Origin of the sequence: Dichelobacter nodosus (assembly GCF_001263335.1) — a bacterium.
Classification (GTDB): domain Bacteria; phylum Pseudomonadota; class Gammaproteobacteria; order Cardiobacteriales; family Cardiobacteriaceae; genus Dichelobacter; species Dichelobacter nodosus.
Window position 1 is genome coordinate 36,326 of sequence record NZ_LGVW01000010.1, and the last position, 24,257, is coordinate 60,582.

Sequence of the window (24,257 nt, forward strand, 5' to 3'; positions counted from 1 at the left end):
TCCTAGAAAGTTATCACAAAATCAAAAGCAATCCGCGCGCCGACGCCGCGCTGGATCGCCGTGATGTAATCAAGCGCAAGCAATGTGCCACCATTGGTAATTTCGGTGGGCTTGAAATAGGTTTGACCGAGGGGTAATCCGGCTTGGATTTCAGTGCTGATAAATACCCCTAATTCTCTGATGGTTTCACCTAAGCCATCGTTAAAATCAAACTCTGTTCTGACGTGTAGGTTCGGTGTAGGCTCACTAGATGGCGAAAACCTTGCGCCCAACATGATGATATTACCGCCCTCATCAGGGGTGCAAAATTCCGCAAGGGTAATCTTGCGCCGTCCGATTTCATGGGTTAATTCCGTAGCTGTTCGTTGTTCGCGCGGCGTGTCAGCATCCCAACTCGGCTCGCCGCTGCCCCAAGCTAAATAAAGTGTACTGTTTTTGACGGCGGTCGCAAGGGCGCTGCGTCCGCTGGTAGTTAATATAGCCATTAAGATTGCTCCGCTTGTGTGATAATCGTACCTGTGTGTTTCCAGCTGCTGTTTTGCCAAGGTTGGTCTGCCCAAATCTGTCCGTAATAGATCGCAAGGGAAGACGGTGTGCTTGCCCCCGTCGATACTTGCCAAACCTCCATTGGTTCGGGTAAGTCGTCTAAATAAGGCATATATGCTTGCCACGAAGTGATGACATAACCATAAGTTACTAACATGGCAACAAGAACGCGCGTATTACTCTCCTCGCGTTGAGCGTAGCTGCTATGTTGAGAGGCAAAAGAGAATTTTGGAATATCAAAACCATTTAGATTGTCGGGCAAGCAAGGTAATTGCGCGCGCGAAGGGCGCCAACCGCTATCATCATCTAAATACGCATCAGACAACAAGCTGTTATCGAGTTTAAAAACACTGCGGTCAAATCCATTTACTAAACGCCATAGGCGGCTGCGAACAGGTTGTGCGAGTGTTGCCAAACGTATCATCGTGCAGATTTCATCACGCGCTAAAGCGCGATCCAAGCGCAGATCATATTCAGCAAAATGAGCGTGTGGGCGATAGCGACTAGCATCAATATCGGCGTTATGTTCAATCGATGGCGGAGACTCTATAATTTCCGCGAAAAGTCCTGCCCAACTCAACGCTATATGAACACTTGCTGGCGTACCACGGATGCGTTGCCACGCAATTCCTTCTCGAATTAATTCTCTTTTATTTGAGATATACGGTGATAGTTCATTTAATCCGTATTCAAAAATCAGCGCATCTAACCAGCTCTCCGGCGGGTTTTCTAATTTTGCGCCACGAATAACATCTGCATCTAAATCAACAGCACACGATAAAACTTGCGATAGTTTGCGCTCTAGATCAGTGCTATTAGGGGGGAGCAAATCCATTAGTAATCTCGCCCTATTAAGATTAAATGAACAGCGTTAATCTCTGCTGCTTCATCTTGGCTAATAACGATGTCTGAAGTAGGGGAGATAAGATTGACTTTTTGTACGCCTGCGCCATGTAAAATACTAATAATCCAGCTGCGCGTTAAATCTCGTCCAAGTCCTAATTGAGACCCAACCGCGCCGCGTAGTTGAGCTTCGAGAGTCCTCAATGTATCTTCAGGCGCATCGGGTAATAAAGTAATCTCAGCATGAATATCCACACCTTGTACCGTTGCTGCTGTAACTGTCACCGTATCCGTTAAAACACGAATATCAGAGCGATTAATATAAGCCGAAACTTTATTTAATAAGTTTTTGGAAGCAATGCCTTGTTGCGCAATCACTGCGATTCTAACCAGCCCAGGTTTCGGACTAGAAACATAGACATCTCGAACATGAGTGCTCGATGCGAGGGCGTGGTAGCGATAGTAAACCGCTGGACCTGCGGTACTTGATGCACGAATTCGTAAAATTAATCGAGCGCGAAACTGTTCATCAGTTTCGTCATGCATTCTGATGAGACCGTAAAAATCCGCTAATCTGTCGAGGTCAGTGTCGCATGCATAAATTAATAAATTAGCAAGCGCGGCATCATTGATACGTGCCCGAAGCAATAATTCTAAATAAGCGGATTCTTCGAGCAATTTAGTAACTGGCTCTGACTCAAGCGCCAGCGTATCTGCCCACGCTTGCTGATCGTGCGCAGGCCACAAAGCAATAAACGCGGCTTTGCGGCGTTCAAAAATTTGCTCATAATTAAGCGGTTCAATAATAGTCGGGGTGTTCATAACACGAGATTATGTATTTGATGTTTATCTCGTGCATCAATCACTTGTCCGCAAACGTACTCAGCGGATATAGACTTGATTTCTGATTTCTTCACCGCTCAAAGTTCTAGCACAGTAGTCGACAGTAATACGACCCTCAAAACTGAGTTTAACCTGTGCATAAGTGATGAAAACGCGTGGTTCCCAACGATATGCTGCATCAACAATTGCTGCTGCAAGCCGTAAACGTCCCGCTTCATTCATCGGGCTATCAATGAGCGCAAATAAATAGCTGCCATAATCGCGACGTTGAATACGTGTTCCGATCGGAGTTGTAAAAATATCGTGTAAAGATTGATGAATATGTTCTAATTGTGGTGTCAATAATGTGCCTGTGCTGCGACTCATACCCTGTTTAGCTAGTTGTGGTTTTACAGTCATTTCGGATGCCCCGTTACAGATGTTCCGGACATGACGCCAAGATGTTTGTGATCACTTCCGATATTGATACCGTTATGTATTAACGTTGTTGATTCTAACTCGATGTTTTTAGCTTTAATTTTAAAACTACAGGGTGTTTCTAGTTCTAGTGTTTCAGTTTTCCGATCGTATTTTATTTTTGTGCCATCAACAAATTCTATTAATTCTGTGGTTTCTCGGTCTTCAATCGGGATTTCTGGCGCTGGTATATTATCATCACAAAGCATTCCAATTACGCAAGCAGTATTCAAATCACCACTCGGTGAAACCATCACAATTTGCGCGTTTTTACGCAATGGGTACCAATATTTAAAATTAGCAGTAATCATTGCGGGCATTTCTAGCCAATTCGTTAGAATTTCACCGCGGCGCGCTCTGAATTTTCTTTTTTCCCAGTCGATTTTTTCAACCGTTGCGATAACGATTGAATTATGTAAACGACGGCAATCATCATTAAAAGTCATAAAAGGTCCTCAGAAGTAAAATGATCAATAAGTAAATCTCTCACAATCGCCTTATCTTCGTCGGTTAACCCGATCAACTCACGTTTCGGGTATTGTGCTAATCCGTATTGAAGCCGTTGTCTTAATCCATAATGATGGATGCGCGCAATATAACCATCTTTGCTACTCCAGCCAATGCTGACTTCATTGAATCGGTTGCGAATCTTAAATCTGCTTGTCTGCCGGAGTTTTTTAAACATTTTCACACGGTTGGTACCAGTGTTTTTTCTTTCAGAAAAATTGATACCGTCCGGATTTTTTTGAGATTGAATCCGTTTAGTATTTATTTTGCGCAATTCTTGCCCGATCTTACGATTGAGTTTTAAACGCTCTTGATTCGTTAAACGTCGCATCATTAAGTTCAACCATTGATCTAAATTATTGAGATTATGCTCTAACATGATGATTCTCAATGTTTGTCACAGTTGACGAAATAATTGGCATTGTCGGTTGATTTGTACAACTGACGATATAGGTTCCATCATCGGTCTTATTGGGACGATATGTGTCTTGTAATGAGTGAATTGTGATTTCTAAGTCAACCGAATTGTGATCCAAGATCACTGATTTAAATTTGATCAATTCTGGTTTGTGCCCTGGATAATTTTTATTGCTCCACTGGTTAAGAACATGGAATAAAAGTTCAGGAGGATGCGTAAAATCCAGAATTAAAACGATTCCGTCATATTTAACGATAAAATTATCATTACAGTTCGGATCATTTTCGCGATCAGAATAGTTAATAATAGTGCCGTTCTCACAGAAAACGCTGATGTTTTCGGGTTCAATGTCTAAAGTTTTAAGCAAATAATTTCTCAAATTGCGTAAATTTTGCATACTTATTTATTCTTCTTTTCAGCAACGATTTGACATGTAACACAACGTTGCGCATGCGGATAAACTTTGCGCCGTGCGACAGCAATTTCTTCACCACAATCAATACAGCTTTTTCTACCCGTTTTACTTTGATTTTGTACTTTTGAATAATTCAGTATCTTTGTAATACTTTCCTGACGATAATATTCTTCAAGTTCAGCTGCATAATCATTCAAATCCATAGCGGTATTCCTTTATCCAGTTTGATAAATATAGTTGTTTATCGCGACAACTATAATAATGAGCAGAAAGCTGTTTAATCCATGTGAGTAAATTTTCTAATTGTCCAGCGGTCAATGTCGGCAAGGGGGGGCATGGTGCCAAGGCTGTTTGTTCGATCGGCGGTCGGATCGGCAATGATACTGTTGATGAGCTGCAAGCCCCGATCATCAATAGTGCAGTTGCTGTGAGTGTTTGATAAGTATGCACGGATATTCCCTTCTAGTGTCATTAAAATGTTTTCTCTTTTATTTTGATTGTGTACAAATTCAGTTGCTAACTTGTCATAATCATGAATCATTTGCCGATATTGTTCGGTTTGTTTCATTACAGTCCGTTGTAAATTGCGTAATTCTAAGATTTCTTTTTTTTGCATACCGTAACGGTACGCAGCGGTCAACGAGCAGCTCCAGATGAAAAATAAAAGTACGGCGATGAGTGCGCGAAATTTGAATGTTAATTGAGCCATTGTTTTGCTTCTCCAGCACGGCGATTAATCAAACCAATAACTTCTTTGCCCCCCGCATATTTCCACCGCGATAATTCTTCAGGAACGGCGTGATATTGACCGGCATTGAGTTTCTTAAGCAATGTTGAGTAAGTAAAAGCATTAATACCGACGTTATAAGAAAATGAGACAAGTGCATCAAATTTGTTTTGCGATAATGTTACGACGACACGTTCGTTGATATTTTTTTCATGCACTCTAATATCTTGTAGTAGTAATTGAGCAATTTGCTCTTTAGTGAGACCTTCTCGCCATTTTACTAACTTGTCATTAATGCGTATTTTCCCGCTCGTTAATTCAGAACGAGTCAGTAAATGACCAGCGCCGATCGTAGGTAATCCTGCAACGTCGAGGTACATCTTTTCACTGCTTCCTTCACGCGACATTAAAAACTCAAAACCTTGCTTTGATAAAGTTAGTTTATTCATCTGATTTCCTTTTAATTTCTGTAATAATTTCAACAATATCTTGATTTTTTCTTACTTCCATGAACCTAAAAGCAGAACGTACTAAAAACCATCCCGGCAATCCGCAGGCAAAATAAACACCTCCGATAACCATTGCGTCTAATTCATTAAAAGGGATACTGATATTGAGTAAATTCGTTACGAAATAAGCACCTAACCCAACAGAACAAACGATAGTACTAATGAATATTGCTGTCCATTCCCTCGGATTTTTCGGTGGCGTCATCAACATGACGATGATACTTGCAAGCAATGGTCCCACAAGATAAAGCAATAACTTATAAACGATGGTACTAATAGCAACGCTTCCCGTAGTTATGATCGGTTCTGACATGGTTAATCCCAAAGTTTAAGAGTTGATTTAACAGCTGGTGCTGCTTGTAGTAAATCAGGCAATTCAATGATAACCCCAGCTTGTAACTGAGCTGGATTTAAAGCATGAGGGTTAGATTCAATGACGGCAACAATCATGTCTGTGCGCCCAAACACGCGATAACACACTTCATCTAAGGTGTCGTTTTGTCTTGTGGTCACATTCATACGAGCACCGCCGTGGTGCGTTTACGTCCTGTGAGTAAACGAATGGCTTCGCGCTCACGCTGTTGTTCGTATGCAATGCGGCGTTCGTAGGCATCGGCTTTGGCATGACCATCACTTGTGGTGTCAATATCGCGATATTGTTCGAGTAAATAGGTTTTCACTCTCCGATAGACCGCAGTTTTATAGAGGGTTGTTGCTGTTCCTGCTGGAAGATGGGAAATGCCAAATTGCTGCGCTTTCCAGTCTGCTATCAAGGCGTTTATCATGACGATTGCAACGGCAAAATGCTCGGCGAGGCGTTCATCTGAGACGGTGTCATCATTACGCATTTCGCGTCGATAATCAGCAAGCGAAAAATCAGGATAGAAGTAATCTCTGTTGCTGATAGTGTCGCTCACGGGCACTGCTGGCGGGTTGTTGTGTGGGATGTAAGCAGAAGCCATAAATCACCTTTTTAAAATAAGGTGCGCGGTTGCGACGGAACAAAATGAAATTTTCACATAAACTTTTGCGTCGTCGCGCCCCGCGCGGGGGTTGAGACTTTAATCGGTTTCTGGATGCGCTTTTTCTAGTTTATTCAGTAAAACTTTTGCGCCGACTTTGTCATTTAAACTAATCGCAGTGCGCAAATTGATCATTGCGGCTTCTTCGTGACCTGCTTCATATTCAGCTTCGCCGAGTGCTCGATAAAGTTTTGCGCGCACTTCATCAAACAAATCATATTCATCGACTAATTGTTTTAAGGTCAGCAGATGCTCAAGGCTTGGTTTTAGTTCATTGCTACGTAGCCACGCTTCACTCATCTCTTCTGTCAATGCATCTTCCAAATCACGTTCAAAATGTGCGGGCAGGCTTAGCTTCGCTGTTAACATAACGCTGCCAATGTTTAATGCTTGCTCGTAGTCACCAACATCAATCGACCAGATAAGCAACTGCCCGATAATCTCATCTTGCACAGGATGTTTTGCAGTGAGCTGACTATCTAAATAACCAGACCACTGCGGCAAGATTTTTTGTTTCAGTGCAATTTTACCTTCGCGCGATTTTATGTTTTTTAATTCGCGTTTTTGTTGAGCAAGTTGATCAAGCATCAATTCATAAGCGCTGCCTTGAGCGACCTCTTCCTTTTGCATTGCAGCAACAAGTGCTGCTTGTTTGTGCTTTTCTGCTGGAGTCATCATTACCCCATTACTCCCAATCGCTACCGTCAGCATTCGGGACTTTGATGCCCGTGAGCAATGCGCAAGCATCGTAGTCTTCAACAACGTATGACTCGTTAACGCTCCTAAATTCTTCAATACGATCGAGTTTTGGGTTATCAAAGTAAGCAAGACGAGTGCTGCCACGCTGAGTGTAAATGCTTAAATTGCTAAGTTTAGTAATCAATAAGGCATCAGCTGGGAAAAATGGTACAGCAAGCGTTCTTAGTGCACCGATAGATTTTGATAACATTAAGTCTTCTAAAGCCTTACGCTCTAACGGAGTATCGTTATTGCTAATCAGATGAAAATATTTTGCTGTTAGCATTTTTCGCCCACAAATAACTACTAACTCATTATCGCGATGCCACGGTTCAACCAAAGTATTGACTAAATCAAATACCGCGGCATCTGCATTCGCATAGTCTTTACCCGTCTGATTACCAATTTTAAGACCATCCATTACTACGCTGGGTTTTTGATCTTTGATGTGTTGCAGCCAACCTTTATTTACGTCTTGCAACATCGGGTTGCTACTTCTGTTAGTAGTCGTCGCTGCGTGTGTGCCGTTAAATCCAATGATTAATCGATCACGGGCAATTTGTTTGCTTGTTACTAATCGCAACAGACGCTGAAAATCAGGTTTATCAGACCAAGCATCTAAAGTGGCATAACGCACATAAGTATCGAAGTTGGTTTGCTCACAACGATATTTTTGGCTGCTTAAAGCGGAAACCGCTTGAGGCTTGCGTTCTGTTTCACCGTCCGAAGTATCGATACGACTAGCGATAGTATTTTTTACACCAATATAAACTTTTTCGCCTTCTTGCGCGGTTACTGTGATATTGTTAATCGCTCTTAAGAAAGGGTCGCTGTCTTGAACTTTTTCTAGTAACTTTTGCTCAATACTGGGCGTAACGTTAAATTTTTGAGTCGCATCGCTTACACTATTGACCTCAGCAATCCGTGCTAAAAACTGATTATATTTTTTTCGGGTTTGGTTTTGCATTTTTACTCCTAATGCTAGCAATCAGTTTGATAATCAGTGCTGCTGCCATCGGCAACGGGGCGGCTAAAAGATTGAGTGTGTTGCGGTTCAGCAGCTAACTGTACTTTGAATGCGTTAAACTCTTCTTTTAGTTGCTGATGTTCTTTGATAAGCGTTTGGTGTGCTGTACAAACTTCTGAAAAACTTTTCTCAATATCTTGATGATAACTGGCAATGATCGTCGCTGTATCGTCATTTTGCTTATCTTGATGTTTAGATAATAGCTGTTTTACTTTTGCAAATAATCCAACGTCTTCATCCGCTTGTTTATCTTCATCTTTTACATCAATATCGCTCTCGCTATACGCGCTAAATAAATGTGTTTGTACTTGCAGAGCGGCGGAAAACATCAATCGCTCTGTGCCAAGACTCGATGGACTGTCCGTTACTGCAAGACCAACTAAATATGCTTCACCACTTTCTGCAAAATTCGGATCAATTTCAACAGATGAAAATAGTTTCTGTTTTTGCTGATTGATTTTTTTTAGTTCATCTGTCGGTTCGATTTGCGCAAGTAAGATGGTTTTTCCATCGCTGTTTTTATCTGTTTTTAGCGCAAGTACATCACCGTATGCTTTAAATGGGCCATTCGGCATAATTGATCTGAAATGCTCTAGCCATACGCGCGCCGCGTATTTTTCGGGGTCGTAATTTTTCGCCATTTGCTCTAAAAGGCTTGCTTGGATTTTTCTTCCATCAGAAGTGAATCCTTCAGTCGCCACTCTGAAAAATTTTCGCATAACTGTCCTCGGTGATAAATCGACACGATTATTGAGAGTAGCTTTGTTATCAGCAAGCGATACTAGTCCGCAAAGATCGTTGGCGGACTAGCACTTGTGGCGTTTATAAGTAGCAACTTGACAATAGCGACATGAGTAAACGATATGAAGCAGCTTTGATGTATTGGCGCGGTTACTCCTGCGCGGAAATTGCTCGACAATTAGACGCCCCAGATACCACAGTGCGCAGTTGGTGCGCGCGTGATGGTTGGGACAAAGCTAGCGTCGCGGTGAAATGTGCAACCAACGTTGAATATCGATATAACCAGCTCATTGCTAAAGAAGACAAATCAGATAAGGATTTTAACGAGATAGAGTTACTCGCTAAGCAGCTAGAACGCATCTGCCGAATGCTTAAATACGAAAAAACAGCAAACGAGGCAGACTTAAATCCGAAAGTTAAAAACCGCAGCAAAGGGCGTGAGAAAAAACGCCAAGAGAAAGAAAACCTCGGTGTGTTTACGCAAGAAGATATCCAGCTTATCAAAGAGTTGTTTGATAAGACGATGTACCCGCATCAAAAATTTTGGTTTGAAAATCGTCACTGGAATTTACGCCAAATCATTAAAAGTCGCCAAATTGGCGCGACTTATTATTTTGCAGTAGAAGCTTTATTAACTGCCATTGAAACTGGTAAAAATCAAATCTTTTTATCTGCTAGCCGCAACCAAGCCAACGTGTTTCGCAGCAATATTATTGCTTTTGTAGAGATTGCTACGGGCAAAACTTTGCGGGGCGAAAATATCAAAATTGGTCCAGGATGCACGTTGTATTTTCTGGGCACAAACAGTAATACCGCACAATCGTATTCAGGAGATTTATACATCGATGAATATTTTTGGATCCCAAAATTTGACAAAATCCAGCACGTCGCATCAGGAATGGCGGTGCATGATGACCGGCGAATTACCTATTTTTCAACACCATCAACTATTGGTCATGAGGCATATTTGCTGTGGAGCGGTGAGCATTACAATAAAGAACGTCCCCAAAAAGAGCATATCAATATTGATATTAGTCACAAAAATTTAGCGAAGGGAAAGTTATGTGATGACGGTTATTGGCGGCAGTTGATCACCATTGATGATGCCATCAACAGTGGGTTTGATCGGGTCACATTGCCCAAACTCAAAGAAAAATTCCCTAATCCGTCGCAATTTGCTAATTTGTTTATGTGCGAGTTTGTCAATGACATGAACAGCTTGTTTAAGTTAGTAGAATTGCAGAAATGTATGATTGACGCGCGAACGATCTGGGAAGATTGGAAACCACAAAACAAGAGACCCTTAGGGAATGCGCCGGTGTGGATCGGCTATGACCCCAGCCGCACTCAAGACAATGCTTCAATTGCCGTGATTGCTCCGCCGGAAACCGCCGGTGGTAAGTTCAGAATTATTGAGTCAGATAGCTATAGCGGGTTAGATTTTGAAGCTCAGGCAAAAAAAATACAGCAGTTTACGCAACGCTACAATGTGAAGTTTATTGGCATTGATGCCACGGGCATCGGAAAGGCAGTACATGATTTGGTGGTTAAGTTTTATCCGCGGGCGCGCGCAATTATTTATAACGTTACTGAGAAAAACAACATGGTGTTAAAAGCTTACCAATTGGTGCATCATAAAAAATTAGAGTTTGACGCGGAAAAAACAGAAATTGCCAGCGCATTTTTAACGATTCATCAAGCTGGCACAGCCAGTGGGCGGGATGTTACTTATCGCGCTAAACGTACTGCAAAAACAGGTCATGCGGATGTGGCGTGGGCGGTCATGAATGCTTTATCAAATGACCCGCTTGGCGCAATAGCAGAGGCGGGTATAGGGAAAGGAAGCGGAAGAGTTAAGGTGTTTTAGTCACACTATAAATGTTTAGATAAAAACCTCTATTTAAATTTGTACGAAAATTCCGCTTTCGAATTGAGCGGACTGATACTGTTTATATTAAAACAATGAACTGTAACAATAAAGTTTTTATACATTTGTCTGCTATGTCAACAAAATCACATGCATTCACCTTCGGTAACCCGGTTACTATTACTCATCCGCTCGAGTTGATTAACTATTTTCAGTGCAGCTATAACGGTCAATATTATGAGCCTCCATTTTCAATGGATGCGCACGCGAAATATTTTTATTCGTTGCTTTACTTGCACAGCGCACTACAGCTTAAAGCTAATGTCTTAACGAGTTGCTACAAACCGCACTCTTTGCTAAAAAGACAGGAGTTTTCTAAATTAGCGATGGACTATTTGTGGTTCGGCAATGCGTATCTAGAGCGCGTACTAAGTCGTACTAATCAGCTGCTCGCTTTAAAACATAGTCCGGCAAAATACACCCGCCGCGGTAGAAATGATCGCTATTGTTTTATCGCGATTGCTGATGGTTGGTTCGATAGCGACAAAATTTATCAATTCCCAGTAGATTCGCTGTATCACTTAATGCAGCCGGACGTTAATCAAGAAATATATGGAGTGCCAGAATGGTTGCCAGCGATTGTCTCTGCCCAGCTTAATGAGGCAGCCACCCAATTCCGCTTGCGTTACTATAACAATGGTAGCCATGCCGGTTATATTCTCTATATTACTGATCCCGCGCAAAATGAGGATGATATCGAAAATCTGCAACAAGCGCTTGCAGATAGCAAAGGTCCCGGAAACTTTAGAAATTTGCTCTATTACGCCCCAAACGGCGAAAAAGATGGATTAAAACTCATTCCAATTAGCGAAGTAACCGCCAAAGATGAGTTTTTTAACATTAAAGCGGTAAGCCGCGATGACCAACTCGCGGCATGCCGTGTACCTCCAAATATTATGGGGATTGTGCCAACGAACAGCAGTGGTTTTGGCAGTATCACTGATGCATCTAAAGTCTTTGCACGCAATGAAGTCAAAACTTTGCAAGATAGATTGTGCGAAATTAATGACTGGTTAGGCTATGAAGTTATCAGCTTTGATCATTATCAAATTGAGGATGATAGCCAACAATAAGACAGTAATAGATGCGCTAACAGTCAATCTGACATCAATGGGCACCACTGCCCAGCTTGACCATTTTCGTGACGCCACGAAAATGGTCAAGCTGCCATCAATGGGCACCACGACCACTAACCAATATATAACAATGGATGATTATGTACAATTTACGTTGTAAGCAGTGCCAGAAGCTGCTGGCTAAAAGCTTTACTGGAAAAATAGAAATCAAATGCCCATGGTGCAAAACCGTGTCACTTTATCAACAGCCGAATGCCTTGAGCATCCAACAAAACAAGAAGGATGCTATTCAACATGCGACGCTACACGCAAGCTCCGCTTCCGTTTATCGGACAAAAGCGTAATTTTATTAAACATTTTGAAAAAGTTCTTAATGATAATATTTGTAATAATGGCAATGGATGGACGTTTATTGATGTCTTTGGGGGTAGTGGACTATTAGCACATGTTGCTAAACGAACTAAACCCAATGTCCGTGTCATTTATAATGATTTTGATGGATATGCAGAGCGTTTACAACATATTCCAGAGATTAATCAATTACGTCATAAACTTGCCGACTTTTTAGCAGATAAACCAAGAGCGAAAATTCTACAACCAGATGTTCGAGAGTCGGTAAAACAAATTATTGATAATTTCAAAGGTTATATAGAATTACAAGTTCTTTCATCCTGGTTGCTTTTTTCTGGACAGCAAGTTGGAAGCATGGATGATTTTATGAAGAAATCTTGGTACAACACCGTAAGGCTTACTGATTATCCGGAAGCTGAGAATTACTTAGACGGGCTAGAAGTCAGGCATCAATCTTATGAGCAATTACTCCCTGAGTTTATTGCTCAATCTAAGACTTTATTAATACTTGACCCTCCTTATATTTGCACAAAACAAGGAGCATATCGATTAAAGAAGTATTTTGGGATGGTCGATTTTCTGAGGTTGATGCGCTTTGTTCGCCCCCCGTTTGTTTTTTTCTCGTCAACACGTAGTGAATTCATTGAGTACATCAATTGGGTAATCAGCGAGAAAATAGATAGGTGGGAACAACTTAATAACTACGAAAAAATCAGTATAAAAACTGGAATAAATCATCAATCTTCATACGAAGACAATCTTATTTTTAAATTTTAATTTAATTTAAACTATGACCAAATAGGCAAGGGGTATTTTTACCCATTGCCGCGCGCTCAACTCCCCGCCTCGCCCGCGCTCTTATGGAGGGTGTTATTACATATTGATAATTACCCCAAGAATCGGGGCGGCTGTAGGCATTGTGCAATCAAATCACACCTGAAGATAACGACGCTAAATTCGAGATTTTTTTTGTACTCTTCCATGATACCTCTATGTCTTTTGTTGCTACATATATTGCATCATATATTGCAGTAATATTGCATTATTATTGCAGTTTATGCGAACAGCCTAATACAATGATTTATATAAAGATTTATACAAAAAAACAAAGGCATATTGCATTTATTGCACTTTTCCCAACAACTATTAGTAATAATGTGATACATTCTCACGAAGCATATCTAAATAATCAGCCCATTCTTGTAACATTTTTCGTCTTTGTTCCAAATAATCTGCATGATTGTAAGTACCACGGATTTGATTTTTATCGCTATGACCAAGCTGCTTTTCTACCCAAATACTTTGATAATTCTGATTATGGAGTAAAGTTGAAGCAGTATGACGCCAACCGTGTGGCACTATCTTGTCAAGGTAACCAATTCTTTTCAGTACCTTACGTTCTGCGCCATCACTATATGGTTTTCCTGTATGTAAATTACAAAAAACATATTCTGTTCTACATGTGATTGTGTGAAGCTCCCTAATCATTTCCCATGCTTGATTAGAAAACGGCACCGCATTGACATTCTTCTTACGTTTATGTGTTGGCATTCTTTGCCACAATTTTTCTTCGAAGTTAATTTCTGACCATTTCATCAACCTTATTTCACTGGGTCTAATGAATATAAGCGGATGAAGACGAGCTAAATTTCTTCCCTGCGGTGTACCAGCATATTCATCTAATGCAATCAGAAGTTTGCCAATTTCTATTGGATCAGTGATATGTCGATAAGGTATGTTTTTTGACGGTTTAATTAATTTAGAGAGTTCTGCTGCGGGGTTATAGCGACAAGCACGATTAGTTATCATCGCATAATTGAATACTTGTGTGATTGAAGAGAGCAGCTTATGTGACGACTCTATTTTGCCCACACTCTGCATCTCTTGAAGAATCGTCAATATTTGCAATGGTTCAATTTCTACAACTGGTTTTTCACCCAATCGTGGGAAAACATATTTTACCAAGCGACTTAACGTCGATTTTTTATGCCGTTCACTCCATTGTTTAACAACAGATATATTTTCTATACAAGCTCTCGCAGTGCTTTCAAATGTATTTTTTAAGGTAATAGCTTTTTCTTCACGTAATTGTTTAGCAGCTTGTTGAGGGTTAATACCTTTAGCAATAATGAGTTTGATTTCATCTCGCCGTTGTCGAGCTTGTTTCAACGACACCTTTGGGTATACACCGAACGATACAGATTGCTGTTTTTGAGTATGGGGCATACGGTAAAAAAGTCGCCAATATTTTTGACCTTTTGCCGTAACTAATAAACAGAGTCCCCCGCCATCAAAATATTTTTTTGCCCCTTTTTCTGGAACAGCCGCATTGCGACATTGAATTTCAGTTAACGCCATATTTTGCACTACAGAATATTTTTGTACTACAAATAGTACTACAAAAATCTTGGTATCACCTGAACTATTGCGGTTATTTGTGGATGCTTAAATCTTGATTTATTGTTGATTGAAAAAGATTTTTAGTAGTTTGTGGATAGTCGTGATAATCATAAATGGTGGAGGCGGGGGGATTTGAACCCCCGTCCGCGAATCCTTAACTTTTGGTACTACATGTTTAGAGCAGTTAATTAGGTTTAACTCATAAACAGCCAACGCTCAGGCATTTTACAAGCGATTCCGCTTAATTTAACCGATTAACAGCGGACGCGTTAACCAGCGATTCTGTGTTAATGTCGCTTACGGTAAACCCACAGACAAATCTAGGTAAGCGAAAGCGGGAATTAAGCCGCTAAAGCGTAGTTGTCGTCGTTTGCAACTATAAGTTTTGAAAGTATTTAACGAGATTCTCTCATTCTCGACATGCACCTCGAGCCTCGCAATCCCCGTCGAATCCAAGAACGCCCCCGAAGTGAGGGCGTAATTATACAAAAACACCACAAAAAAGTCTGCTTTTTTATAAAGCGGCAGGACCAGAACTCGGGCGCCACGGTTGTGTGCGTGATTTATCTTCACTATAACGATAATCGAGCACCACGCCCGTTGCCAAAGAAACCATCACATCTAAACGCCGATTATCCTCGCGGGTTACCGTTGCATTTTCTGCTAAAGCACCGCCCGCAACTGCGCCCACACCCGTTGCCAGCGATTGACCATAACCGCCCCCAATTTGATGACCGAGCACACCGCCGGCAACTGCGCCTAAAATTCCGGTCGCTGTTTTTTTCAAATGATCATTATTGTTATATAAATAAGTTAATGTTTTCGTGCCGGATTGAGCGTTTACGGAAACGGCAGCCGGTTCGCCAAACATCATGCGCACTTGCTGTTCGGTTGTAACATTACGTTGAATTGATTGCACGCTATTTAAATCCATCACATTGCCGCTTTGGCAACCAGTCAGCGCCAAACTCGTTGCCAACAAAAGATGCGTTACGATTTTTTTCATATACAGTTCCTCATGATTAATTTTAATAAAATTTTAAATTAACAAACCGGCGTCATCCAAATTTTTCCCGTTCCTTTATAAACGTTGACCAAACCCTCGCCGGAAGCCGCTGATCCCAATAAAGTTTTGCCCGCGCGTTCAACGGTAAATTTTAAAGTTGAAGACCACGCAATTGCTAGCGCGCCATCGATTTTAATTTGATCATTTTGCAAATCGACTTCGATTAACTCCTCTCGCGGCACCGGACTTTCCACCACAAAACATTCATCATTTCCGGTTAAAGCAAGATTAAATAAACCTTCATTACCCAACGCCACCGATGATAAATTGCTCCGCATCACAACGCCTTGTTTAATGCGCGCATCGCAGGCGAAAAATAATCCATCATCTAAAACAACGGAACCATTCCATTCGTCCAAACTGGAAATAATTAAATGTTTATACGTGGGTTCGGTCACTAAAATCCCGCTGCCGGCGTATTCGGGTTTAATGACAGATTCTTTCGTCAATTGACTTTTTATCGCTTTACTGAATAAATCGCCGACGCCGGTAATGCCGGTGACGGCATCGATAGCGCCCAAAGTCCATTGCATCGCGCCGGCTTGTAGCGTCACGCGGCTATCGTCCATTTCCACATAAAGTTGTCTTTTGCGGATATTCATTTTGCTGGAAAAAAACGCAATCACCGCTTCCTGTGGCATCACGCTTAAATCTCTTTTATATTCAATGACTTTAAACGGACCTTTTTCGCTTTTAATCACGATATCGTCGTTATTTAAAAAGTTACTGATTTGATACATAAAAACTCCTTTTGATGGTTACTCAAGCCATCGGTTTAAAAATAAGCATTTTATTGAATAACGCCTTGAGATAGTGAGCGTCTAACCGCTTTTATTAAAAGTCATCATCAGTAAAACCACCCCAAAAACCGCTGAACTATGTCAAGATAACGTTTTTAAAGCCGAGGAAAGATTATGTCAAAACACGCACTTTTAATGGATTATTACGAATTAACCATGGCAAACAGCTTTTTTGAACACGGAAAAAGCAAAGAATGGGCAGTGTTTGATTACTATTTCCGGCAAATTCCCGATTCCGGTGGCTATGCCATTTTTGCCGGATTAGAAACGCTTTTGTCGTTTATCGAAACTTGGCGTTTTGACGCTGATGATATTGAATTTTTAAACAAAAAAGGCGTATTTTCCGCTGGATTTCTCGATTATTTAAAAAACTTTCGTTTTCAAGGAGAAATTTACGCTTTTCCAGAAGGTTCCGCGATTTTCCCCAATGAACCCATCGTCAGCGTCCGCGCGCCATTGATTGAATGTCAATTATTAGAAACCATGCTGCTGCTTACGCTCAACCATCAATCTTTAATTGCCACCAAAGCCGCCAGAATGTGTTTACAAGCGCAGGGAAAACCGATTTTTGAATTCGGTTCACGCCGCGCGCACGGCATTGATGCGGCATTATATGGCGCCCGCGCGGCATATATTGGCGGCATCGCGGCAACAGCAAATACTGAAGCCGAACAAATGCTTGGCATTCCTGCCGTTGGCACCATGGCGCATTCTTATGTGCAAAGTTTTGATGATGAATACCGCGCTTTTGCCGCGTACGCAGAAAATTATCCACACAATACCGTATTACTTGTTGATACGTATAACACCCTAAAAAGCGGCATTCCCAACGCTATTCGTGTACATCGAGAAATTCTTGCACCGCGCGGCGCTTATTTAAAAGGCATTCGTATTGATAGCGGCGATTTGGCGTATTTAAGCAATCGCGCACGGCAAATGCTCGATGCAGAGGGATTAACTCAAACGCAGATTACCGTCTCCAACGCGCTTGATGAGCACGTCATCCAATCATTACTCAATCAAGGTGCTGCTATTGATGCTTTTGGCATCGGTGAACGCTTAATTACCGCGCGTAGTGAACCGATTTTTGGCGGCGTTTATAAAATTGCGGCTTTAGAAAAATCGCAGGAAATCGTGTTACCTAAAATTAAATTAAGCGAAAACATGATGAAAACGACTACACCCGCATTTAAGCAAGTTTATCGATTGTATGATGAACAACATGCTGTAGCCGATTTAGTGACTTTGCGCAACGAGCCGGCACCCGTTGCGCCGTATTTACTATTTGATCCCGATCACCCTTGGAAACAAAAACATTTATCCACATTTCACGCCAAATCCATGCTCAATTTAGTCTGGCAAAACGGCACCAAAACGGCACCAGCAGAATCGTTGACTACCATTCGAAAACGCGTTAACGATGAATTGGCTTCATTGTGGGCGGAAATCAAACGTTTGGATAATCCGCACGGTTATTATGTGGACTTTTCTAATCCGCTGTGGTCGTTAAAGCAAAAAATGATTACCGATTATGAACAATGCAATCAGGAGCCTTTGCAATGACCGTTCATCAATACATCGATTATTTACTCGTGTGGTTAGAAGAGCAGCGCGCTCATCTTTATGCATCAGATGGTTATACGTTGGGCGTCAGCGGCGGCATCGATTCCGCCGTTTGTCTGCATTTACTCGCCAAAACGGGAAAACCCGTGCAAGCGTTAGTTTTGCCGATCAATGCGAACGCGAACGATTGTGAAGATGCCGAATTAGTGTTAAAAAATGCTAATATTTCCGGCAATATTATCGCGCTCGATGATGTTTATACCGCCGCACAAAACACCTTGGCGCCTGTTTTAAATCGCGATTATGAACGTATGCCCGTATTAAACGGCAATTTAATGGCGCGGCTGCGTATGGTTATGCTTTATACCGTGGCGCAAAGTCATCGTTCGGTGGTCGTGGGAACGGATAACGCGGTGGAATATTATTTAGGTTACTTTACAAAATTTGGCGACGGCGCCTGCGATATTTTGCCGCTGGCAAAACTGACAAAATCAGAAGTAGGACAATTGGCAAAAGCGTTAGGCGTTCCGAAAAAAATCCGAGAAAAAGCGCCGAGCGCAGGCTTGTGGCAAGGGCAAACCGATGAAAACGAAATCGGCGTATCGTACGCGGATTTAGATGCTTTTTTGTGCGGTAAAACCGTTGATGATGCCGTCAGAGAAAAAATTGCTTATTGGCATCAACGCTCGCATCATAAAAGAATGTTGCCGCCGATGCCGGAAATCGGATTATCTTTGGCGTAACCGCGCGATTTTAAACGCAGTTTTTGAAAATAAACCATCGTTATTTTTTTAATGATGGTTTTCGTTAACTTGATAAAAGGATAAAAATATGGCTGATTTTAATCAAATTTTAGACGCTGGCGATGTTGACGGCGGCGTAATTAACGTTGTTGTGGAAATTCCGGCAGGTTCCAATCATAAAATTGAATGGCAACGGCAATTAGGCGTGATGATGCTTGATCGCGTTGAACCGATGATTTTCGCCAAACCCACTAACTACGGCTTTATTCCGCAAACCTTAGATGAAGACGGCGATGAACTCGATGCTTTAATTATTACGGATAATCCGCTGCCCACTGGTATTTATTTGCAAGCGCGCATTATTGGTGTGATGAACTTTATTGATGATGGCGAAGTAGACGATAAAATCGTCGTTGTTCCTGCTGACGATCGTCATCGCGGTGACGGTATTCAAACCTTAGCTGATTTGCCGGCGCAATTAGTAAAACAAATCGAATTCCATTTCAATCACTACAAAGCACTCAAAAAACCCAATTCCACAAAAGTAGACCACTGGGGTGATGTACGCGAAGCCAAACACATCATCAAATCTGCGCAACAGCGTTGGAAAGATCAAGCCTAAAAACACAAAACCGAATTATTGACATCCTCCCCTGCATAAATGCAGGGGATCCTGCGGCATTTGTAAACGGTATTAGGCCACTCACAAGTTTCTGCAGCCTGAAAGGTTACGATTATTGCGATAGCGCACCCAACCAGTTTTAGGCAAATAGATACGACTGCTTGGCTGTTCCAATTTGCAGTCTTGTGAAGAGTGGAAACTATCTTTTTCGTCTTTCTTTTTGACGGCGTGTTTAGCGAGGAAGTTTTTGAATACGCTTTTTAAGTCTTTCAAACTTTGTTGCAAAACTTGGCTGTGGGAGTCTTTGATCCAAACAAACTCACCTTTTCATTCAGGTAACAAGTTAGCGATTTAGAGTTGCCGAATTTGAATGAATTATCTTGTTGATATTGTTCATGTTGATACACCAACACATGATTGAACACGAAACACAAATAGCCATAAAACCGTTTCAGTTTGCGGATTTTCTCGCTGTTTGACATCAGTCCAAGTTCGAAGGCTTTGAGTATCTTCGTGTTCATCTGGTTATTTGTGCTGACATATTGTCGAAACGTGTGCACAAAAGAAATTTTGTGCAATACTATTCTTATAATGATCTATTTTTTAAGGACAATTTGCATCGCAATCCTCACTTGCGTTGCAGATTGCATTATCAAAAAAGGAGATACCATGATGACAACTGAAAATAATTCCCCTCAACCCAAACGCGATTGACTACAACGGATTGAATATATTGGCAATAAACTGCCTGATATTACAATGCTATTTATTTATGCCTTAGTGATTTGTTGGATTTTATCGTGGCTGATGTCTTATCTTTCTTTTGACTACATTCACCCTGTTACTCAAGAAAAACTAGCCATCATCAACCTCTTTCAACCCACCGAAATCATTACCTTTTTCATCTCGTTAACAAAAAACTTCATCAACTTCCCACCGCTTGGCATCACCATCGTTGCCACCTTCGGGATTGGAATTGCGGAAGCAAGCGGATTTATTAACGTGGGATTGAGTCGTGCATTAAGCATGATTCCCAAATCCATCGTAACGCCTGCGGTGATCACCGTTGCCGTGTTATCACACATCGTTTCCGATTCGGCTTATGTGATTTTAATGCCGGTTTCCGCGCTCGTTTTCTACTCTGTCGGCAAACACCCACTCGCTGGGATTGCCGCCTCATTTGCAGGTTTATCAGGCGGTTTCTCCGCGAGCTTCACACCATCGCTCATCGACCCCATCATGCAAGGCTTCACGCAAAGCGCAGCTCAAATCATCGACCCCAGCTATGAAGTGAACGTGTTATGCAACTACTTCTTAAGCTTAACCAGCACCGTCTTCGTTATCGGCACTTGCTGGTACATCACCGATAAAATTATCGATCCACGCTTAAAACGCATTATGCCGTTAGACAGTGACCTCGAAGCGGAACACACCGAAATCAGTCCACCGTCTGCAATTGACTTAAAAGCCTTTCGCTGCGCCTCTTGGGTTTTCATCGCGATGGCAGTCGGCTTATTTCTCCTCGCCTTTCCTGAAAAATCTTTATTACGCGCCCCCGATGGATCATTAACTAGCCCACAAGCACCCGTCATGCAAATGATCGTGCCACTCTTATTCCTCTTCTTTGCCATTCCTTCATTAGTACACGGCATCCTGTCGAAAAAATTCACTACTACACGGCAAGTAACGAAATCGATGGAAAAAATCACCTATGCACTGATTCCGTTCATCGTCTTCTCTTTCTTTTGCGCACAATTCCTCTATTCATTCAATCGCTCTGGCATCGGCACACTCATCGCCTTATCTGGCGCAGAATTTTTAAAATCGCTACAAATGCCATCAGGCATTACCATTTTCGGCGTATTGGTGCTAACTTTATTCCTCAATATCATCATCACTTCAGCCACCTCAAAATGGGCGATTTTATCCGCGATTCTCGTGCCAATGCTCATGTCGGTGAACATCTCTCCTGAATTAACGCAAGCGGCATTTCGCATCAGCGATGCAGTGATGAACGTCTCCACACCGATGTTTGCCTTCTATCCGCTGCTTATCTCCTATTGCCAACGCTACTGCAAAAACACGGGTATCGGTACACTTTGCTCAATGATGATTCCCTACACCATCGGTTTATTCATCGTTTTAACCATCGTGTTATACGTCTTTTGGTGGATTGGCTTCCCACTCGGTTTTGATAGTGGCTACGTTTATCCACGCGCTTAAAGGAGAAAAAAATGCAACAACAATTAATTGAACGTTTTTTCCGTTATTTAGCGGTAACAAGTCAAAGTAATCCCAATGTGCCTGACGTGCCAAGTACGTCTGGACAATGGGATTTAGCAAAATTATTAGCACAAGAGTTAAATGAACTCGGATTAAAAGAGATAGAAATCGATCAATACGCCAACGTTACCGCACGTTGGCAAGGCACAAATCCAAACGCAACCCCGATTGGCTTTGTCGCGCATTTAGATACGGTAGATGTTTCGCTTTCGCCTAACATCAAACCGCAAATTCTCAAATTTAGCGGTGAAGATTTAGCGCTCAATGCTGAGAAAAATATCTGGCTACGCGTCAGCGAACACCCCGAAATCGCCACCTACCGCAATCAAGATATCATCTTCAGCGATGGCACAAGCGTTTTGGGCGCAGATAATAAAGCCGCAATTGCCAACATCATGACCGCGCTATCCATCATCAAGACAGAAAACCGCAGCACAGGCGATATTTACATCGCCTTCGTGCCAGATGAAGAAATCGGCTTACGCGGCGCTAAACATTTAGATTTAACAAAATTTAAGCCCGATTTTGCTTATACCATTGATTGTTGCGAATGCGGCGAAATCGTTTATGAAAACTTCAACGCCGCCTCCGCTGAAATTTTCATTCAAGGTGTGAGTGCGCACCCGATGTCGGCAAAAGGCATTTTGGTAAACCCGATTCTCGTGGTGCACGACCTCATCAGCTTATTCGACCGCGAACAAACCCCCGAATGCACCGATAAAAAACTCGGCTACTGGTGGATTGATAGTATCGAAGCTGATCAAAGTCAAGCGAAAATGCATATTTCGATTCGCGATTTTGATAAAACGAGCTTTGAATCACGCAAACAATTCATTGAACACGCAGTGGCGCAAATTCAATTGCGCTATCCAACAGCAAAACTCAGCTGCCAAATCACCGATATTTACGGCAATATTGCCAATACGTTAACCGAAGACCGCCGTTCCATTGATTTATTGTTTAACGCGTTTGATGCGGTGGGCGTGGAGAAGAAAATTCTACCGATGCGCGGCGGTACAGACGGTGCAGCGTTATCTGCGAAAGGTATTACCACGCCAAACTACTTTACAGGGGCGCATAATTTCCACTCTAACTTTGAGTTTTTACCGCTCAGTGCATTTGAAAAATCTTGCCAAATCACGCTAAAACTTATCGAACTTGCCGCGAAATAATCGTCAATTTAAGCACCGCGCTTTCTTCACCGAGAGCGCGGTATTGTTTTTTTTCACCGTTGATAGTGAAAAATGATCAGCATTACAATATGCACTGGTAAAAGCACGGCAAGCGCCGATAAACCGTTTAACATTTGACCCTTTAAACGCAATTGATAACTGCATGCGTCGTTCCATACCCAAAAAATAATAGCCATCTTGATCAGATAATTTAGTAAAAAAATCGAATTCCATTTCAATCACTACAAAGCACTCAAAAAAACCAATTCTACAAAAGTAGACCACTGGGGCGATAAACACATCATCAAATCCGCGGAAAGATCAAGCCTAAAAACTCAAAACCGAATTGATGAAATTCGGTTTTTTTATGCGCGGAAAAACTTTAGCGATTATGAAATTTGCTGAATGTGCCCGCGATCTAAATAAAACTGTTCACAATCCGAATCCGAAATTGCCAGTAACTTTGCCTCAAGCGCGGTAATAAATAATTGCGCCTCGCTCGCCTGTAAAAAGCGCAACAATAATTGTTGCCGTTCAATATCCAATTCGGCAGTAATATCGTCAACCAAAATCACGGGTACTTTTTTACTGCGCGCGCGGATTTCATCTGCCTGCGACAAAATCAAAGCGCATAAAACAGTTTTTTGTTGCCCGCGTGAAAACGTATGCGCAATATCGTAATCCTCACAAAATAACCGCCAATCCGCGCGGTGAATACCGTCACGGGTATATTTAATTTGCTGATCGCGGGCTAAATTTTCGTCGAGCGTTTGCCGTAAATCTCCATGCCAGCCGCGGTCATAACGAATGCGTAGCGTTTGCAAACCGCCTAAATGCGCGTGATATTGATTAAGCCGATTTTCTAACCGTTTCAAATAATCGCGCCGCAAAATATCAATTTTTTCTGCCGTTTCTGCCAAAAGTGGGTGCCAACTGCGGATATAGTGATCCTGCCAACCTTCCATCAATGCACGATTACGCCCTTTTAAAGCGTATTGATAACGCTGCCACAACGGCAAAAATGCGGCATCATCAAAAAACAAACCATAATCTAAAAACCGCCGCCGTTCTTGAGGCGCGGCAGTAAGCAATGAAAAATGATCGGCATATACAATATGCACCGGTAAAAGCGCGGCAAGCGCCGATAAACCGTTTAACGTTTGACCATCTAAACGCACCCGATAACCGCGCGCGCGGCGTTCCATACCCAAAAAATAATTGCCATCTTGATCGGATAATTCGGCAATCAATCGAAAATAGGATTGTTGATAAGCAATCATGTGGCGCACTTGCGCCGTGCGAAACGATTTTCCGCGTCCCAAACAATATAAAGCTTCTAATAACGCCGTTTTACCGCTGCCGGTTTTGCCGCTGATAATATTGAGTTTGGGGTGAAAAGCGAGCGCCGCGGCGGATTTTAAATGGCGGAAATGCTGCGTTTGCAAAGAATCAATACGCATAA

31 protein-coding genes and 1 other RNA gene are annotated in these 24,257 nt (G+C 42.0%); 9 read left to right on the forward strand and 23 right to left on the reverse strand.

Annotated features, from left to right (window positions below):
- Positions 1-2: 2 nt before the first annotated feature.
- The 16 genes from AKG33_RS01010 to AKG33_RS01085 form a co-directional block, all read right to left on the reverse strand.
- Positions 3-485, reverse strand: coding sequence for a hypothetical protein (locus AKG33_RS01010; RefSeq protein WP_050707812.1), 483 nt, complete (start codon positions 483-485; stop codon positions 3-5).
- Complete coding sequence (locus AKG33_RS01015; RefSeq protein ID WP_050707813.1) at positions 485-1,381, reverse strand: phage tail protein; 897 nt, start codon at positions 1,379-1,381, stop codon at positions 485-487. Before AKG33_RS01015 ends, AKG33_RS01010 begins: the two co-directional genes overlap by 1 nt.
- Positions 1,381-2,211 carry a baseplate J/gp47 family protein gene (locus tag AKG33_RS01020; RefSeq protein WP_050707814.1) on the reverse strand — a complete coding sequence of 277 codons (831 nt, stop codon included), beginning with the start codon at positions 2,209-2,211 and terminating at the stop codon, positions 1,381-1,383. Before AKG33_RS01020 ends, AKG33_RS01015 begins: the two co-directional genes overlap by 1 nt.
- A 60-nt stretch (positions 2,212-2,271) precedes the next feature.
- Positions 2,272-2,598, reverse strand: coding sequence for a GPW/gp25 family protein (locus AKG33_RS01025; RefSeq protein WP_235503146.1), 327 nt, complete (start codon positions 2,596-2,598; stop codon positions 2,272-2,274).
- Positions 2,599-2,627: 29 nt separating this feature from the next.
- Positions 2,628-3,134 carry a phage baseplate assembly protein V gene (locus AKG33_RS01030; RefSeq protein WP_050707816.1) on the reverse strand — a complete coding sequence of 169 codons (507 nt, stop codon included), beginning with the start codon at positions 3,132-3,134 and terminating at the stop codon, positions 2,628-2,630.
- The gene (locus tag AKG33_RS01035; RefSeq protein ID WP_050707817.1) at positions 3,131-3,574 is read right to left on the reverse strand and encodes a phage virion morphogenesis protein; all 444 of its coding nucleotides are present in this window, start codon (positions 3,572-3,574) and stop codon (positions 3,131-3,133) included. Before AKG33_RS01035 ends, AKG33_RS01030 begins: the two co-directional genes overlap by 4 nt.
- On the reverse strand, positions 3,561-4,010 hold the full coding sequence (locus tag AKG33_RS01040) for a phage tail protein (RefSeq protein WP_050707818.1): 450 nt from the start codon (positions 4,008-4,010) through the stop codon (positions 3,561-3,563). Before AKG33_RS01040 ends, AKG33_RS01035 begins: the two co-directional genes overlap by 14 nt.
- Positions 4,011-4,012: 2 nt before the next feature.
- Positions 4,013-4,231, reverse strand: coding sequence for a TraR/DksA C4-type zinc finger protein (locus AKG33_RS01045; protein ID WP_050707819.1), 219 nt, complete (start codon positions 4,229-4,231; stop codon positions 4,013-4,015).
- 74 nt (positions 4,232-4,305) lie between these two features.
- On the reverse strand, positions 4,306-4,737 hold the full coding sequence (locus AKG33_RS01050) for a hypothetical protein (RefSeq protein ID WP_050707820.1): 432 nt from the start codon (positions 4,735-4,737) through the stop codon (positions 4,306-4,308).
- A complete protein-coding gene (locus AKG33_RS01055; protein ID WP_050707821.1) occupies positions 4,725-5,204 on the reverse strand; it encodes a lysozyme in 480 nt (159 codons plus the stop codon). Before AKG33_RS01055 ends, AKG33_RS01050 begins: the two co-directional genes overlap by 13 nt.
- Positions 5,197-5,577, reverse strand: coding sequence for a hypothetical protein (locus tag AKG33_RS01060; protein WP_050707822.1), 381 nt, complete (start codon positions 5,575-5,577; stop codon positions 5,197-5,199). Before AKG33_RS01060 ends, AKG33_RS01055 begins: the two co-directional genes overlap by 8 nt.
- Before the next feature lie 2 nt (positions 5,578-5,579).
- Positions 5,580-5,783 carry a tail protein X gene (locus tag AKG33_RS01065; RefSeq protein ID WP_050707823.1) on the reverse strand — a complete coding sequence of 68 codons (204 nt, stop codon included), beginning with the start codon at positions 5,781-5,783 and terminating at the stop codon, positions 5,580-5,582.
- Positions 5,780-6,226, reverse strand: coding sequence for a head completion/stabilization protein (locus AKG33_RS01070; RefSeq protein ID WP_050707824.1), 447 nt, complete (start codon positions 6,224-6,226; stop codon positions 5,780-5,782). The genes AKG33_RS01065 and AKG33_RS01070 overlap by 4 nt, the downstream gene beginning before the upstream one ends.
- Before the next feature lie 99 nt (positions 6,227-6,325).
- The gene (gpM, locus tag AKG33_RS01075; protein WP_161802449.1) at positions 6,326-6,964 is read right to left on the reverse strand and encodes a phage terminase small subunit; all 639 of its coding nucleotides are present in this window, start codon (positions 6,962-6,964) and stop codon (positions 6,326-6,328) included.
- Between the two features lie 7 nt (positions 6,965-6,971).
- Entirely contained in the window at positions 6,972-7,991 is a 1,020-nt protein-coding gene (locus AKG33_RS01080; RefSeq protein WP_050707826.1) for a phage major capsid protein, P2 family, read from the reverse strand.
- A 14-nt stretch (positions 7,992-8,005) separates the two neighbouring features.
- The gene (locus tag AKG33_RS01085) at positions 8,006-8,752 is read right to left on the reverse strand and encodes a GPO family capsid scaffolding protein (RefSeq protein ID WP_200902125.1); all 747 of its coding nucleotides are present in this window, start codon (positions 8,750-8,752) and stop codon (positions 8,006-8,008) included.
- A 149-nt stretch (positions 8,753-8,901) separates the two neighbouring features.
- On the opposite strand from AKG33_RS01085, the gene AKG33_RS01090 reads away from it, so the two are divergent.
- The 4 genes from AKG33_RS01090 (at position 8,902) to AKG33_RS01105 (ending at position 12,923) form a co-directional block, all read left to right on the forward strand.
- Positions 8,902-10,659 (forward strand): terminase large subunit domain-containing protein, encoded by a 1,758-nt coding sequence (locus AKG33_RS01090; RefSeq protein WP_082203953.1) that lies wholly within the window; start codon positions 8,902-8,904, stop codon positions 10,657-10,659.
- A 134-nt stretch (positions 10,660-10,793) separates the two neighbouring features.
- Positions 10,794-11,792 (forward strand): phage portal protein, encoded by a 999-nt coding sequence (locus AKG33_RS01095; protein WP_200902126.1) that lies wholly within the window; start codon positions 10,794-10,796, stop codon positions 11,790-11,792.
- A gap of 143 nt (positions 11,793-11,935) precedes the next feature.
- Positions 11,936-12,139: a Com family DNA-binding transcriptional regulator gene (locus AKG33_RS07600; protein ID WP_152907704.1), complete on the forward strand. Its 204-nt coding sequence runs from the start codon at positions 11,936-11,938 to the stop codon at positions 12,137-12,139.
- Positions 12,090-12,923: a DNA adenine methylase gene (locus tag AKG33_RS01105; protein WP_200902127.1), complete on the forward strand. Its 834-nt coding sequence runs from the start codon at positions 12,090-12,092 to the stop codon at positions 12,921-12,923. Before AKG33_RS07600 ends, AKG33_RS01105 begins: the two co-directional genes overlap by 50 nt.
- A gap of 369 nt (positions 12,924-13,292) precedes the next feature.
- Here the strand turns inward: AKG33_RS01105 and AKG33_RS01110 are convergent, their stop codons facing one another.
- From AKG33_RS01110 to AKG33_RS01120, 4 genes are all read right to left on the reverse strand, one after another.
- Complete coding sequence (locus tag AKG33_RS01110; protein WP_050707832.1) at positions 13,293-14,504, reverse strand: tyrosine-type recombinase/integrase; 1,212 nt, start codon at positions 14,502-14,504, stop codon at positions 13,293-13,295.
- A 156-nt stretch (positions 14,505-14,660) separates the two neighbouring features.
- Positions 14,661-15,012: a transfer-messenger RNA gene (ssrA, locus tag AKG33_RS07130) on the reverse strand.
- A gap of 48 nt (positions 15,013-15,060) precedes the next feature.
- Positions 15,061-15,552, reverse strand: a complete 492-nt coding sequence (locus AKG33_RS07555; protein WP_011927942.1) for a glycine zipper 2TM domain-containing protein — start codon at positions 15,550-15,552, stop codon at positions 15,061-15,063.
- A gap of 38 nt (positions 15,553-15,590) precedes the next feature.
- Complete coding sequence (locus AKG33_RS01120; RefSeq protein ID WP_011927943.1) at positions 15,591-16,352, reverse strand: AIM24 family protein; 762 nt, start codon at positions 16,350-16,352, stop codon at positions 15,591-15,593.
- A gap of 174 nt (positions 16,353-16,526) precedes the next feature.
- Here AKG33_RS01120 and AKG33_RS01125 point away from each other — a divergent pair, with 174 nt between their 5' ends.
- From AKG33_RS01125 to AKG33_RS01135, 3 genes are all read left to right on the forward strand, one after another.
- Complete coding sequence (locus tag AKG33_RS01125; RefSeq protein ID WP_011927944.1) at positions 16,527-17,975, forward strand: nicotinate phosphoribosyltransferase; 1,449 nt, start codon at positions 16,527-16,529, stop codon at positions 17,973-17,975.
- On the forward strand, positions 17,972-18,718 hold the full coding sequence (nadE, locus tag AKG33_RS01130; protein ID WP_011927945.1) for an NAD(+) synthase: 747 nt from the start codon (positions 17,972-17,974) through the stop codon (positions 18,716-18,718). The genes AKG33_RS01125 and nadE overlap by 4 nt, the downstream gene beginning before the upstream one ends.
- A gap of 88 nt (positions 18,719-18,806) precedes the next feature.
- Positions 18,807-19,340 (forward strand): inorganic diphosphatase, encoded by a 534-nt coding sequence (locus AKG33_RS01135; RefSeq protein ID WP_011927946.1) that lies wholly within the window; start codon positions 18,807-18,809, stop codon positions 19,338-19,340.
- 269 nt (positions 19,341-19,609) lie between these two features.
- Here the strand turns inward: AKG33_RS01135 and AKG33_RS07605 are convergent, their stop codons facing one another.
- Entirely contained in the window at positions 19,610-19,861 is a 252-nt protein-coding gene (locus tag AKG33_RS07605) for a helix-turn-helix domain-containing protein (RefSeq protein WP_200902128.1), read from the reverse strand.
- 202 nt (positions 19,862-20,063) lie between these two features.
- Here AKG33_RS07605 and AKG33_RS01140 point away from each other — a divergent pair, with 202 nt between their 5' ends.
- Both AKG33_RS01140 and pepT read left to right on the forward strand, forming a co-directional pair.
- Positions 20,064-21,563 (forward strand): AbgT family transporter, encoded by a 1,500-nt coding sequence (locus AKG33_RS01140; RefSeq protein ID WP_050707833.1) that lies wholly within the window; start codon positions 20,064-20,066, stop codon positions 21,561-21,563.
- Between the two features lie 11 nt (positions 21,564-21,574).
- The gene (pepT, locus tag AKG33_RS01145; RefSeq protein ID WP_050707834.1) at positions 21,575-22,795 is read left to right on the forward strand and encodes a peptidase T; all 1,221 of its coding nucleotides are present in this window, start codon (positions 21,575-21,577) and stop codon (positions 22,793-22,795) included.
- Between the two features lie 53 nt (positions 22,796-22,848).
- Here the strand turns inward: pepT and AKG33_RS07335 are convergent, their stop codons facing one another.
- Positions 22,849-22,992, reverse strand: a complete 144-nt coding sequence (locus AKG33_RS07335; protein WP_161802450.1) for a hypothetical protein — start codon at positions 22,990-22,992, stop codon at positions 22,849-22,851.
- Positions 22,993-23,184: 192 nt separating this feature from the next.
- Positions 23,185-24,255: a DNA replication/repair protein RecF gene (gene recF, locus AKG33_RS01155; RefSeq protein WP_011927949.1), complete on the reverse strand. Its 1,071-nt coding sequence runs from the start codon at positions 24,253-24,255 to the stop codon at positions 23,185-23,187.
- Positions 24,256-24,257 lie beyond the last annotated feature (2 nt).